Annotated in this window: 11 protein-coding genes; 5 read left to right on the top strand and 6 right to left on the bottom strand. The window is 63.2% G+C overall.

Features of this window, described 5'->3' with window-relative positions; translation table 11 throughout:
* Window positions 1-301: 301 nt before the first annotated feature.
* Entirely contained in the window at window positions 302-1,072 is a 771-nt protein-coding gene (locus PQR67_RS18670; RefSeq protein ID WP_408462250.1) for a TetR/AcrR family transcriptional regulator, read from the bottom strand.
* A 111-nt stretch (window positions 1,073-1,183) separates the two neighbouring features.
* Between PQR67_RS18670 and PQR67_RS18665 the strand changes: the two genes are divergently transcribed.
* The 3 genes from PQR67_RS18665 to PQR67_RS18655 all read left to right on the top strand — a co-directional run bounded on the left by PQR67_RS18665 (window position 1,184) and on the right by PQR67_RS18655 (window position 5,456).
* A complete protein-coding gene (locus PQR67_RS18665) occupies window positions 1,184-2,695 on the top strand; it encodes an MDR family MFS transporter (RefSeq protein WP_408462549.1) in 1,512 nt (503 codons plus the stop codon).
* Between the two features lie 440 nt (window positions 2,696-3,135).
* Window positions 3,136-4,197, top strand: coding sequence for a zinc ribbon domain-containing protein (locus PQR67_RS18660; RefSeq protein ID WP_408462247.1), 1,062 nt, complete (start codon window positions 3,136-3,138; stop codon window positions 4,195-4,197).
* A 185-nt stretch (window positions 4,198-4,382) separates the two neighbouring features.
* The gene (locus PQR67_RS18655; protein ID WP_408462244.1) at window positions 4,383-5,456 is read left to right on the top strand and encodes a TAXI family TRAP transporter solute-binding subunit; all 1,074 of its coding nucleotides are present in this window, start codon (window positions 4,383-4,385) and stop codon (window positions 5,454-5,456) included.
* A gap of 39 nt (window positions 5,457-5,495) precedes the next feature.
* Here PQR67_RS18655 and PQR67_RS18650 read toward each other — a convergent pair whose 3' ends face one another.
* Window positions 5,496-6,935 (bottom strand): aminotransferase-like domain-containing protein, encoded by a 1,440-nt coding sequence (locus tag PQR67_RS18650; protein WP_408462241.1) that lies wholly within the window; start codon window positions 6,933-6,935, stop codon window positions 5,496-5,498.
* Window positions 6,936-7,051: 116 nt separating this feature from the next.
* Between PQR67_RS18650 and PQR67_RS18645 the strand changes: the two genes are divergently transcribed.
* Together PQR67_RS18645 and sapR are read left to right on the top strand one after the other, a co-directional pair.
* Entirely contained in the window at window positions 7,052-7,939 is an 888-nt protein-coding gene (locus tag PQR67_RS18645; RefSeq protein WP_408462239.1) for a DMT family transporter, read from the top strand.
* Between the two features lie 189 nt (window positions 7,940-8,128).
* The gene (gene sapR / locus PQR67_RS18640) at window positions 8,129-9,034 is read left to right on the top strand and encodes a sap1 transcriptional regulator SapR (protein ID WP_408462236.1); all 906 of its coding nucleotides are present in this window, start codon (window positions 8,129-8,131) and stop codon (window positions 9,032-9,034) included.
* A 72-nt stretch (window positions 9,035-9,106) separates the two neighbouring features.
* Here the strand turns inward: sapR and PQR67_RS18635 are convergent, their stop codons facing one another.
* The 4 genes from PQR67_RS18635 to PQR67_RS18620 all read right to left on the bottom strand — a co-directional run bounded on the left by PQR67_RS18635 (window position 9,107) and on the right by PQR67_RS18620 (window position 13,769).
* Window positions 9,107-9,847 carry an ABC transporter ATP-binding protein gene (locus tag PQR67_RS18635; RefSeq protein ID WP_408462233.1) on the bottom strand — a complete coding sequence of 247 codons (741 nt, stop codon included), beginning with the start codon at window positions 9,845-9,847 and terminating at the stop codon, window positions 9,107-9,109.
* A gap of 18 nt (window positions 9,848-9,865) precedes the next feature.
* Window positions 9,866-10,708 (bottom strand): ABC transporter ATP-binding protein, encoded by an 843-nt coding sequence (locus PQR67_RS18630; protein WP_408462230.1) that lies wholly within the window; start codon window positions 10,706-10,708, stop codon window positions 9,866-9,868.
* Window positions 10,709-10,718: 10 nt separating this feature from the next.
* A complete protein-coding gene (locus PQR67_RS18625; RefSeq protein ID WP_408462227.1) occupies window positions 10,719-12,542 on the bottom strand; it encodes an ABC transporter permease in 1,824 nt (607 codons plus the stop codon).
* A gap of 105 nt (window positions 12,543-12,647) precedes the next feature.
* Complete coding sequence (locus PQR67_RS18620; protein WP_408462546.1) at window positions 12,648-13,769, bottom strand: ABC transporter substrate-binding protein; 1,122 nt, start codon at window positions 13,767-13,769, stop codon at window positions 12,648-12,650.
* Window positions 13,770-14,150: the final 381 nt, after the last annotated feature.

Below are 14,150 nucleotides of genomic sequence, written 5' to 3'. Positions count from 1 at the left end.
TCGGCCGCCCGGCGTCTTACCTGACATATTCGTGTTTCTTGCGACGCTCGCGTTGTTGTGCCGTTGTTGTGCCGTTGTTGTGTCGTTGTTGCGTTTCGCGCGCGGGGTTCACGTCCACCCCTCAGGTAGCACGTTGCGTGCCTCAACGCTTTCATCGGGCGCACCCGTTTCGTCGTCGCAGCGGCTTGGTGACATACGCTCGATACGCGATTGACAGCAACGCCGGCATCACGTGTGCGAAATCGCAGCGGCTGCGTTCAGCCACTGCAACAAGCGTCATCTGATTGAGCCGGTTGGCGTGTCAGTCCGCTTTGCCGGGACCGACGCCGTGCATCAGCAAGGCCACGACGTGCCGGGCAATCTCCTCGCCGCCGATATTGCGCCGCACGGGATCGTTACGCCACAGCTTCGAGGCGGCCAGCGGCAGAATCGTCAGACCTAACAGCGAAACAAATACCAGCGACGGCTCCAGCCCCGCATTCAGGCGCCCTTCCTTCTGCCAGCGCGCGATGGCAGACAGCGACGCCTTCTGATGCGTGTCGCCGAACCGTTCATGCATGCGTTGGCGCAGCAGGCCGCCGTCGCTGATCACTTCGCGCACCCACAGCGACGGAAACCACGGATGGTCGCGCGCCACCAGCACCAAACGCTGCGCGAGCTGCGTGATTGCCGCCACCGGGTCGTCGGGATTTTCCTGAAACGGTACGCCGAATGTCGCGCGTAGCGGAGCGAAGCGCTCGTCGATCAGCACGTCGAGCAGTTGATCGCGCGTCTTGAAGTAGTAATGCATCATCGCCGGCGTGAAACCCGCTTCACGGGCAATCTCCCCAAGCGTGGTGTCGACGATGCCCTGCCGCGCGAACAGGGCAAGCGCGGCGTCCAGCAGGCGGCTGCGCTGCTCCGGACCACGCGCCGAGCCAGAAGGTCTGCCGGGCCGCCGCGCGGGTTCAACCTTCGCGGGTTCGCCCACGGCGGCCGAGACCCCAGGCTGCGAAAGCTTTCGCGCCTTCGCAGCGGTGGTGCTACGCGGTGCGCGCTTCACTTCCTGTTCATCCGACGAAATCCTTGCCATTGCATTCAATTTGACTGGTGACTCGATGTCGCATATATTAATCTCCGAATTAATTAATTTCAACACCGTGGCGCCATGGACCAAACGACAACGACTCAACCCGCCGTGCTCATGCAGCCTGAGGTTCAGCCGGGCCTGCAACCCGGCGCGCAGGCAGCCGACCACCCGCCGATCCGCCTGCTGTTTCCGGCGTTGCTGCTGGTCATGCTGCTCGCCGCGCTCGACCAGACGATCGTCTCGACCGCGCTGCCGACCATCGTCGGAGAACTGGGCGGGCTCAACAACCTGTCGTGGGTGGTAACCGCCTACCTGCTCACCTCGACCATCGTCGTGCCGCTGTACGGCAAATTCGGCGATCTGTTCGGCCGCAAGATCGTGCTGCAGACCGCAATCGTAGTGTTCCTCGTCGGCTCCGCGCTGTGCGGCATCGCCCAGGACATGACCCAGCTGATCCTGCTGCGCGCGCTGCAAGGGCTCGGCGGCGGCGGCCTGCTGGTCGTGACCATGGCCGCCATTGCGGATGTGATTCCGCCTGCTGAACGCGGCCGTTACCAGGGTGTATTCGGCGGCGTGTTCGGCCTCGCAACGGTGATCGGGCCGCTGCTGGGCGGCTTTCTTGTCGAGCACCTGTCATGGCGCTGGATTTTCTACATCAACCTGCCGCTCGGCATCATTTCGCTGGTCGTGATCGGCGCTGTCTTCAAACCGCACGTGCGGCACGTGAAGCACACCATCGACTACATGGGCGCCGCGTTTCTCGCCGGCGCGCTCACCTGCATCATCCTGTTCACCAGCCAGGGCGGCACGATCCTGCCGTGGTCGTCGCCGCAGTTGTGGTTCACGTTAGGGATGGGGCTCGTGGCGATCTGGGGTTTCATCCACGAAGAGCGCACTGCCGTCGAACCGATCATGCCGCTCGAACTCTTCAAACAGCGCACGTTTTTGCTGAGCAGCCTGATCGGCTTCATCATCGGTGTGTCGCTGTTCGGCTCGGTCACGTTCCTGCCGCTGTATTTGCAGGTGGTTAAAGGTTCGACGCCGTCGCAAGCCGGCATGCAAATGCTGCCGATGATGGGCGGCCTGTTCGTGATGTCGATGGTGACCGGCCGCTTGATCAGCAAGATCGGCAAGTACCGCATGTTCCCGATCGCCGGCACGTTCCTCGTGGCCGTGGCGATGCTCCTGCTCGCGCGTTTGCAGATCAGCACGCCAATTCATGTGATGTATGTCGACATGGGGATTCTTGGTTGCGGCCTCGGTATGGTGATGCAGGTGCTGATTCTCGCCGTGCAGAATACGGTCGAGTTCAAACACATGGGTGTCGCCACCTCGGGCGCGACACTGTTCCGGTCTATCGGTGGCTCGATCGGTGTAGCCAGTTTCGGTGCAGTGTTTTCGAACGGCCTCGCCGCGCGCCTCGCAACGCTGATTCCGCCGAACACCGAATTGCCGCACGCGCTCGGGCCGACGGCCATCCATCAGTTACCCGAAGCATTGCGCGACGATTATCTGCAGGCGTTTGCCGGCGCGTTGCACACGGTGTATCTGTCGGCGGCCTGTGTGGTGGTGCTGGCCTTCGTACTCGCGTGGCTTCTGAAGGATCATCCGCTGCGCAAGCGCTGATCCCGTATCACGGCCGCTGCACGCGTTTTCTGCAAGCGTTTTCTACAAGCGCTTGATAACGAGGTCGAACGCCATGGGCTTCGACCTCGTTCTACTTCCTCGCCACCCTTCTCTTCTGCCAATTCCGCCATCGCGCCATCGCCTGCGCGCCGTGACCTCGCGCGCGGTATGAAAAAAACCCACTGCCTATTCGTTCTGCCGACATATGAAGTGTTTCGTCGTACCCACAAATGCGCTCGCCCGCATCTGAAGTAGGTGAGAACGTCGATTGACGTTCTCAGCGAAACGCCACATATTGCAAGCAGCGGCACCGCAAGCGAGGACTTGCGTCGCAAGGCTCTCCAGCGCATGTGGATCGTATTTTCGCAGGCGTTACACCTGTCTGAATACGGTCTGGAGCATGCCGTAACGATGTTGTTTTCCACAGGTGGGTCCACAGCATGTCCACCCAGACAATACTCGGCCATGATTTCCCGATGCCCTGCAGACGCTGTGGCGGCGCTCTGTACCGGCAAGTCGACTATTGTCCGTATTGCGGCGCGGTGCATCCACTCGAGCGCGACCCACACAAACGCGCAGTGATTCCGGGCAGCCGCGCCAGCGCGATGAGCAAGACCGCGCAAAAAATCGGCTTCGATCCGGCGCGGCCGAGCGAAACCGACCTCACCTCGAAGACTGCAATTACTGGCACTGGCGAAGCCGTTCCAACCGAACCTCCGATTCAACTGCCGGTACTCGCGTCGCTGCCCCCGCGTGCTGATCCGCCGCTCGCCAATCCACCGCAGCCTGACGCTCGCACCGTGTTCCCGCTACGCCGGGTGCTGATCGCGATCGCGGTCATTGGCGCAATCGGACTAGCGTATGTCGCCTATGCACTATTCAGCGACAACCACGAATCGCAGAATGGCAACACCGAGCAAACGGCGGACAATCCTCAGGACGCCAGAACGGCGACCGGCACGATTGCGCTGTACACACCCGCTCCGTCGGCGAACCAGGCGAGCGTAAACAAGCCCACTGCTATTACCAATCCGGCCAATCCCGCCAAAACCGCACCTGCGATTCCAGCCACGCCTATCGCGCCGCCGGTGGCCGCGCCGGCAAAACCGGCGGTGCCGCAGTTCCGCGATGCCGCGCAAGCGCTGCAGGCAGCGCGTCTGGCGTTCCGGGCCAACGATCTGTCCGCTGCACAAGCCGCGCTTGGCTCTGTGCAAACGCTGCAACCCGGTAACGCCGACGCACAAGATCTGGCGACGGAATTAAAGCCACTCGCAGCACGCCGCGACGCCGCGTTGCAGGCAGCACAAGCATGTGCCGCGCAGCAATCATGGAACTGCGCGCGTCAGCACGCCAACGAGGTGCTCGCCATTGACACCGGCAACGACACCGCGAAGACGATCCTCGAACGCGTGATTCGCGAGACGGGTTGGGCGCCGCTCAAGCCGCACGCCGCGCTGGACAGTCCGGTCAGCGATAAATCGTTTGGATACCGAATTTCATAGCCGTTTGCGAGACCGCCTGAAGCATGGCAAGCCCGATTGCAATGACGATTGCGTGCTCTCTGAGCGGCAACAGACGGACACGGCACGCGCAGCGCATCGAACATGTGATGGCAGCCCGGCTCACCGGTGCTCGATGCGCGCCGGCGGGAGAGGCAATTCAACCCTGACCGATAGGTAGATAGACCATGCTGAAGAGACTTTTGGCGGGATGGCTGGGGCTGGTGCTGACGCTCATGTCTTCGTTGGCAAGCGCCGAGCCTGCGCATTACAAGATCGTCACGGGACCGGAACGGGGCACGTATATTCAGATCGGCCAGGATCTGTCGAAATGGGTGGCGCAACCGGCCGGCATCGATCTGGAAGTGCTCGCGTCGAAGGGTTCGGCCGAGAACGTGCAGCGCATGCGCTTCGAGCCGGGTGTGAAGCTCGCGCTGGTGCAGTCCGACGTGTATCAGGCCTACATCGATATGGCCAACGCGGGCAATGCCGACGCCGGCACGGCAATCCGGCCGCTACGGCTCATCATGCCGCTCTACGACGAGGAAATTAACGTCGTGGTCCGTGCGGACTCGCCGATGAAGACCCTCGCGGATATCAAGGACAAGAGCATCAGTGTGGGCCTGATCGGCAGCGGCACCGCTCAATCGGCCACGACCCTCTACCACCTGATGTTCGGACAGGCCATTCCCGAGCAGAACATCCAGCACCTGAGTAACGAAGACGCGCTGGCCGCGTTGATCGTCAAGAAGGTGGATGTTGCGATCATCGTGGTCGGGCAGCCGGCCAATCTGTTCAACCAGATGAACCCCGAATTGCTGCAACAGCTCCGCCTTCTGAAGGCCGATCCTGCCGCGCCTGAAACCGCCCGTGCCAAACAGACCTATTTTCCCGCCACGATCCGCGCGACCAGCTATCCGGACTGGCTGAAGGAAGACGTCCCCACGTTGACGGTGAAGGCCTTTCTCGTCACCTACGATTACGGTCTGCGCGACACCGTCGGCAATCTGAATCATTTTGCCGACTCGCTGTGCGCCAACTTCGACAATCTTCAGGAGCACGGGCATCCGAAGTGGAAGCAGGTCAAACTCGAATTGCCCACACTCGTGCGCGGATGGAAATACTACGGTCCGGTGGAGAAACATTTGCGCGCATGTCTCGCGAACAGGAGCGCGGCGATCAGCGCGACGGCGGCGCAAGCCGCGCAAAAACCACGCGCCGTCTGCACGGATCAGGAGCGTCTGCTTTTGCTGTGCAAGTAAGGCGCGTGACGGCGGCGAGGAATAGCGAGGCCCGCGCGTTCATGCGTGCTCCTTCGATACGGCCGACACGTCCATCGCCCGTTGCAGCGCCTCGTACACCTTCGGCCGGTTACATTGCGACACGTTAAAGCGCAGGAAACCCGCCGCCGATTGCGTGGCGCTGAACACATTGCCGGGTGCGAATACCACGCCCTCGGCTAACGCGTGACGCGCGACGTCGGCGGCGTCGAGCGCATCCGGCAGGCACGCCCACACGAAAATACCGCCGCGTGGCCGCGTCCATACCTCAAGACCTGCATAACCCAGCCGCCTGATCGTTTCCCCCATGGCGTCCGCGAGCTTCGCGCGCATCGATTCGAGATGCCGCCGGTACGTGCCGTCCACCAGCAGACGATGCACCACGCTCGCCGCAAGTTGGCCGTTGCCGAACGAGGTGGCCAGCTTCAGGTCGACCAGCGGCTCGACCCACTCGCGGCGCGCCGCGATGTAGCCGCAGCGCACGGCCGCGGACAAGGTCTTGGAAAAACTGCCGATCGAGACCACCCGCGCGAGACCGTCGAACGCCGCGAGACGCGGAGCCGGTTCGTCCTCGAAGTCGGCGAAGATATCGTCTTCGACGATCAGCAGATTGTGTTCGCCTGCCAGTTTCAGCAGCCGATGCGCGATAGCCGGCGCAAGCGTGGCGCCGGTCGGATTGTGGATCGCGGAATTAGTCACGTAGAGACGCGGACGATGCTCGATCAGCGCCCGCTCGAAAGCCGCCAGATCGGGCCCGTTCGGGGTATAAGGCACACCGACGATGCGGGCGCGATGCGCGCGCAGCAGCGCCTGAAAGTTGAAGTAGCACGGGTCGTCGATCAGGACCGTATCGCCCGGTTCCAGCAGAAAACGGCAGACGAGATCGAGCGCGTGCGTGCCGCCGTCGGTCAGCACGATCTGCTCAGGCGGCGCTTCCACGCCATGCTGCGCGAGCCGCCAGGCGAGTTGCTGACGCAGCGCGGGCAGACCGAGCGGGCTCGCATAGTCGGCGAGCGGTGCTTGCGGATCGCGCGCCACGGCACGCAACGCGCGGCGTATGCCGTCTTCCGGCAGCCACGAAGACGGCATCCAGCCGCAGCCTGGCTTGAACACCTTCGCACCGGCCTCCAGCGATTGTCGCGTGAGCCACAACGGATCGACCTCGCGATCCAGCCGCGGCCCGAGATCGGCGAGTGCGAGCGGCGGCGCATGGCCGGACACGAAAAACCCGGAACCGCGCCGCGCCACGATCGTTCCTTCGGCGACCAGCCGGTCGTACGCTTCCACCACCGTCGACTTCGACACGCCAAGCGTCTCCGTCATCACACGGATCGACGGCACGCGCGCGCCCGGCATCAGCGAACGGCTCGCGATGCGCTCGCGCAAGCTGTCCATGACCGCGCCGACCCGGGTGCCGGCTTGCGCGCCCAGGGCCATCCGGTTGCGATTGCTTTCCGCCATCTGTACTGCTCCATGTTCGGTACAGTTTGTACGAATTGTACTGATCCGTAGCTTACCCTTTGTTGCCCAAAAGCGGATGCTCTGCCTACCATTTTCAATCCGCATGGACTCTTTCGATGGACAAGACAACGAACGGCTGGGTGAGCGGCATGGTGGGCGTGTTGATTTTCAGCGGCTCGCTGCCCGCCACCCGCATCGCCGTGCAAGGCCTCGATCCGGTGTTTCTGACGGTCGCCCGCGCGACCATCGCGGGCACGCTGGGTCTGCTGTTATTGCTGGTGTTTCGCGAGTCCCGGCCCGCGAAGCGTGATCTGATTCCACTGCTGGTGGTCGCGCTCGGGGTGGTGGTCGGCTTTCCGCTTCTGACCGCCCTCGCGCTGCGCCACGTGAGCTCCGCGCACGCCATCGTGTTCGTCGGGCTCCTGCCGCTGTCCACCGCGATCTTCGGCGTGCTGCGCGGCGGCGAGCGCCCGCAACCGGCCTTCTGGCTGTTCTCGGCACTCGGCAGCGGCGCGGTGGTCGCGTTCGCCTTGCGCCACGGCATCAGTGCGTCGCCGCTCGGCGACGCACTGATGCTGGCGGCGATCGTGGCCTGCGGCCTGGGCTATGCCGAAGGCGCGCGGCTATCGCGCCATCTCGGCGGCTGGCAGGTGATTTCGTGGGCGCTGGTGCTGTCGCTGCCGTTGATGCTGCCGCTCGCCTGGTGGACCCGGCCGGCGTCGTTTGAAGGCGTGAGCCACGCCGCGCTGTGGGGCCTCGCGTATGTGTCGCTCTTCAGCATGCTGATCGGCTTCGTGTTCTGGTACCGCGGTCTCGCGCTCGGCGGCATCGCGGGGGTCGGGCAATTGCAGTTGCTGCAGCCGTTTTTCGGCCTGCTGCTCGCCGGCCTGCTGCTGCACGAAGAGGTGCCGCCCGCGATGATCCTGGTGACCGTCGTGGTGGTCGCGTGCGTGGCGGGTGCCCGGCGCTTCTCGCGGGCCGCGCCGGCGCGGCCCGCCGTCTGAACGGCGCCTCGCCGGTGGCTCTTGCGCATGCGCATCCTCATTTTCAGGACCGCGCGGAGGCCCGGTATCGATTAAGTGCGGGTTGAATGCAGGTCGAATGCAGGTCGAATGCGGGTCGAATACGAGCGGAATGCGAGTTGAATATGTCATGATCTCGACGATCGATCCACCACTCGCACCGCGACTACGATGCCGACCGCTTTTGCCCAAACCGTCGAAGCCCGCTTTGCCGAACTCACGCCCACCTCCAAGCGTGTCGCCAGTTACATGCTGGCGAATCTCGAACGGCTCGGTCTCGAAACCGCCGATCAGATCGCCCAGCAAGCCGGCACCAGCGGCATCTCGGTGGGCCGGTTCCTGCGCAGTATCGGCTACCAGAATCTCGACGACCTGAAGCGCGAACTGCGCGGCGCGCAGGAGCGCCCGTGGCTGATCACCGACCGGCTCGATGCGTTTCGCCGCACGTCCGGCCCGCACGACGAAACCGCACCCGCAGCAAGCGGGCCTGACGCCGCCCATCCTGCCCCCAATCCGGCTCTCGGCCACTCGCTCGAACTTGAAATCGGCGCAATCCAGCATGTCTACCAGTTGGCGCAATCGCCGATGTTCGCTCGCGTGGCCGAACGCATTTCGAATGCGGACGCCGTCTATATCCTCGGCATCCAGTCGACGCGCGGCATCAGCAACGCGTTCTACAGCTACCTCGAGTACCTCCGCCCGCGTGTGTTCTATTCCGACGGCATGTCGGGTTCGTATGTCGATTCGCTGAACTCCGAGTTCAAGTCGCCCTATCTGATCGTCACCGATACGCGCGCCTATTCGATGATCGCGCGCCGCTATTGCGAGGCCGCCACGCGCCGTGGCCTGCCCTTCGCGCTCGTCACCGATATTTACTGTCCGTGGGCGCGCGATTTCGACGGCGATCTCTTGCAGGTGAAGACCGATGTCGGTCAGTTCTGGGATTCGCTGGCGCCGCTCACCTGCCTGTTCAATCTGCTGATCTCGGCGATTGTCGAACGGCTCGGCCCGGGTATCGACGAACGCGTCGCACGTAACCGTGAGCTGCAAAGCGAGTTCGACCAGTTCGACCTTTGAGGCCGCGGGTTCCGTACGTCGTAGGCAACGGCACCCGCGGGCCGCCATGCGCGACGGCGAGCGCCGGTCGCGTCAGGACGCCGTGGTGGCCGCCGCTTCGCCGCCGAGATAAGCGTCGCGGATCCGCTCGTCGCCGAGCAGCGATTCGGCCGTGCCTTCGAGTACGACGCGGCCCGTCTGCAACACATAGCCGTAATGCGCAATCTCCAGCGCGAGGCTCGCATTCTGCTCGACCATGAAAAACGTCACGCCCTGCCGGTTGATCGTTTCGATCAGTTCCAGCACCTTGTCGACGTAAAGCGGCGACAAACCCATCGTGGGTTCGTCCATGCAGATCAGCTTCGGCCGGCTCATCAGCGCGCGCGCCATCGCCAGCATCTGCTGTTCGCCGCCCGAGAGCGTGCCGGCCTTTTGCGTCAGACGCTCTTTCACGCGCGGGAAAAGGCCCAGCACACGCTCGTAGTCTTCGTCGATGGCCACGCGGTCGCGCCGCGTATAGGCGCCCATCAGCAGATTTTCACGCACCGTCATATCACCGAACAACCGTCGTGCTTCGGGCACCGAGCCGACGCCACGCCGCACGATCTGCGGCGTGCTGAGTCCGGTGATCGGCTCGCCTTCGAACGTGATGCTCCCGGCGCGCGGCTTGTGCAGACCGAGAATCAGCTTCATCGTGGTCGACTTGCCGCTCGCGTTGCCGCCGAGCAGACTGACGATCTGCCCGCGCCGCACCTGGAAATTGACGTCGAAATGCACCTGGACGGGGCCGTAAAACGTCTCGATGTGTTCGAGTTTCAGTAAAGCGTCGCTCATCGTCGATGTTCCAGAAGTTCAGGCCGCGACGCGCACGGTCGCCGCGCCGCCGACATTGCGATGGCCCAGATACGCTTCGATCACACGTGGATCGTTGCGCACCTCGCGCGGCAATCCCTCCGCGATTTTTCCGCCGTTGTCGAGCACGATCACACGGTCCGACAGGCGCATCACCATGTCGAGTTTGTGTTCGATCAGCAGGATGGTCAGCCCGCGCGCTTTCAGTTGCTGAATCAGCACCAGCATTTCTGCCGTCTCTGATTCGTTCATGCCAGCCGTCGGCTCGTCGAGCAGCAGGATGCGCGGATGCAAGGCGAGCGCGCGGGCAATCTCGACCCGTCGCCGGTTCGCGTACGACAGGCTATGCGCCGGATGATCGATGCGCGGCGTCAGGCGTTCGCCGAACCCCGCAATAATCTCCCGCACTTCGTCGCGCAGCGCCGCATCTTCGCGCCGGACCGAAGACGGTCCAATAAGCGCGCGCGCGACTTCGGCGATGGCGCCGACAATCGGCCAACCCGTGCGCGTGACGCGCAAACGCGCGTGCGCGCCGAGCAACACGTTATCGAACACGCTCAGATTGCCGAACACCCGGCCATGTTGAAACGTCCGCGCCAGCCCGAGCGCGGCCAGCTTTTCGGGGCGCACGCCGGTGATGTCGCGACCGTCGAATCTCACGCTGCCCGCGTCCGGCGTATCGAGCCCGGTAATCAGATTGAACAGCGTCGACTTGCCCGCGCCGTTCGGTCCGATCACGCTGATAAGTTCACCTTCCGAAATCGACAGATCGATTCCGTTCACTGCGGTCAGTCCGCCGAAGCGCCGCGTCACGCCGCGCACGTCGAGAAGAGTCTGTGTCATGTGCGCTCCGTCATACCGTTCCCAGCAAACCCTGCGGCCTGAATCGCACCAGCAGCAGCAACACCAGCCCGTAGATCAGCATCCGGTAGTCGGCGGCCCAGCGGAAAATCTCCGGCAGGCCGATCAGCGCAACCGCGCCGACGATGCCGCCCAGCACGTTGCCAAGCCCCCCGAGAATCACCATCGTCAAGGCAAGGATCGACACTTGCGAGTCGAAGGTCTGGTTGTTGATGTAGCTATACAGATGCGCCGCGATCCCACCGCTGATACCCGCGGCCAGACCGCCGAACGCAAACGCGATCGCCTTGTAGCGGTTCGGGCGAATTCCATGCGAGCGTGCGGCAACCTCGTCTTCGCGAATCGCGCGCAGTGTGCGGCCCAGGTGCGAGCCCAACAGCCGCGTTTGCAGCAGCGCCAGCACGATCAGCACGCCCAACGCGAACCAGTAAATTGCGCGTGCGCTGTCCGGCGTCCAGCCGAACACCGACAGCGGCGCAATGCCCGCGATGCCGAGCGGGCCCCGCGTCAGGCTGTCCCAGTTGAGGATCACGAGGCTCACGACTTCGCCGATGCCAAGCGTCGCGATCGACACATAGTGGCCGCGCAAACGGAATGCCGGATAGACCAGAAGCGTGCCGAGCGCGGCAGTGATCAGACCGGCGCAAAAGATCGTCACGACCGGCGACCAGCCGAGGTTCATCGACAGCAAGGCGGACGCATATGCGCCGATCACCAGCAGTGCGGCGTGACCGAGCGAAATCTGCCCGACCGTGCCCGCCACCAGCGTCAGGCTCAGCGCCAACATTCCGTACAGCCAGGCATTGGTGAGTGTTTGCAGGAGATAGGACGAACTGGCGACGAACGGCAGCGCGATCGCAGCCACTGCCAGTGCAATCACCACGGCGCGCGGCACCTTCACCGCCTTGCCGGCGGACAGGAACGTGCCGGTCATCGGCTCGGGCGGCAAACGACGGCTGCCACTAAAGAGTCCGTTGGGACGCCACACCAGAAACAGAAGCAGCAGAACGAACGCAAACAGATCGCGGTAACTGGTGCCGAAGATCGCCACGCCATAGCTCTCGACCAGACCCAGCAGCAGGCTGCCGACAATCGCGCCCGGCACATTACCCAGACCGCCGATCAGCAAGGCCACCACGCCCTTGAGCGTGGCCTGGAAGCCCATCGCCGGATCGATGCTGTTGTAGTACATGCCGACCAGCAGGCCGCTCACGCCGCCGAGCGCGCACGCGATCGCAAACACCGCCTGATTGACGCCATTGACGTTGACGCCCATCTGCTGCGCCGCGTCCCGGTCCTGCGCGGTGGCGCGTACGGCCCAACCCAAACGCGTGAAACGCAAAAACACATAGAGCACGGCCGCCGCCGTCACGCCGATGCCGGCAATCAGCAGGTCCAGCGAGCCGATCGTCGCGCCGCCCAGGCGAAAGTGCCAATCGGGCAGCGTGCTCGGCACCGGCCGCGGATCGGCGCCGAACAGCAACTGCGCGCACTGATCGAGCACGAAACTGATGCCGATCGTGGCGAGTAACGGAGCGATGCGCGCGGCCCCTTGCAGCGGCCGCAAACCGATGCGCTCGATCGCGATACCCAGCAGTCCGCAGCCGAGCACCACCGCCAGCAAGGCGAGCGGCAACGGCAAGCCGAGCCGCGTCAGGCACAGCCAGCCGATGAAGCTGCCGATCATATACACCGAGCCGTGCGCAAAGTTGATCAGATGCGACACGCCGAAAATCAGCGCGAGGCCGACCGCCAGCAAAGCATAGATATTGCCGACGATCAGACCGTTGATCGTGTAGTCGAGCCATGAAGCCATAACATTCAGATCCGGTGAGAAACAGACGCAAAAGCAGGGGCGAAGGCAAACGCAAAAGCAGACCCGTAAGCGTTGCTCAGACGTTGCTCGTGCATTGCCGCAGTGTTATTTCGAAGCGACCAGCGGCTTCGCACCGTCCCATTGCGTGAACTGATTGTCCTTGACGACCAGGTACACGCTGCGCGCGCCAGCCACGCGGCGCGTCGCCTGATCGAACTGCACCTTGCCGAAGATCAGGCTCGGCACGTCCTTGATCTGCTTCAGACCGTCGTGCACTGCCTGACGGGTCACACCGTAGCGGCGCATGACCTCCGCCGAGACGATCATGGCGTCGTAAGCGCGCGCGGCGAACGTATCGGGCTCGCCGTTGTACTTCGCGCGATAACGCTGCACGAAGTCCTGCACTTCCGGCCGCTTGTCGCCCGGAAAGAAATTCGATTCGGTGAACACGCCGTTGACGGCCTCGCCGCCCAGTTCGAGAAACTTCGGTGAATAGACCGACCCCACGGCCGCGATCGGTTGCGTCAAACCCGACGAACGCGCCTGACGCACGATCTGCGCACCGTCCGCGTAGTACGAGATCAGCACAAGCGAATCGGGTTTCGCTTCGTTGACGCGCACCAGCGTCGCGCGAAAATCTTTTTCAGTCGGCTGATAGCCTTCCGCCGCAACGACCTGCGCGCCATCCTGCGCGGCAGCCTTCGCGAAAATGTCCTTGCTGGTGCGGCCCCAGTCGGTGTTCAGATAGAGCACGGCAATGCGCTTGAAGCCGAGTTCTTTCGTCGCGTAGTGCGCGAGCAGCGGTTGCTCTTCAGCCTGGCTGAGCGCTGTGCTCCACATGTAGTCGCCCCCCTTCGTGAAGTCGGGGTGCGAATTGGTGAAGCCGAATTGCACGAGTTGTCCGCGCTGATAAATCGGCGAGGCCGCCATCGATGTCGTACTCGACAGGTCGCCTAACTCCAGCAGGATGCGCGGGTCGCCAACGAACTTCTGCGCGATCGACACCGCCTGGCGCGGGTCGCCACGGCTGTCCTCGAAGTCGTAGGCGAGCGGGCGGCCCTTGATGCCGCCCTGGCTGTTGATCTGCTCCAACGCGAGATCGAAGCCGCGCTTCCACTGCGTGCCATATTGCGCATCCTGTCCGGTAAGCGGCCCGCTCACACCGATCAGATACGGCTCGCCCGCCGCGGCGCCGGCATGGGCCGGCAAGCTTGCGGCGATACCCATCACTGCGGCGATCACCGGCAGCGTTTTCAGCCAGCGTGACCCGCCGGTCCGCGACGATTTGAATACGTGCTTCATGTTTGCCCCGACTCTCATCTTCAAAGTGAAGCCATGTAACCACGGTGAATTCCGGCGACCCAACGAAGTTTTGGGAATATGGTTATCACGTTGACGAGCATGCCTCTGTTCGCGCAAGACGACATGCTTCGCCCGGGCTCATCGCCACGCGCAGACACATCGAGGCATCTCATTGATGCAATTGATTTTTCCTTCTTTCGAGAGGTCCCGGCCAGAAGAAAACCCGAGACGCCATGTGCTCACCCGCCGATTCGCTTCGCATTTTTTCCGCTGTCGATATCGAAATTCATTATATAAATCACGCAT

This window comes from Paraburkholderia fungorum, assembly GCF_046026025.1.
In the GTDB taxonomy this organism is placed as follows: Bacteria; Pseudomonadota; Gammaproteobacteria; order Burkholderiales; family Burkholderiaceae; genus Paraburkholderia; species Paraburkholderia fungorum_E.
The sequence above is the reverse complement of the archived record's forward strand: the minus strand, read 5'-3'. Positions and strand labels throughout refer to the sequence as shown.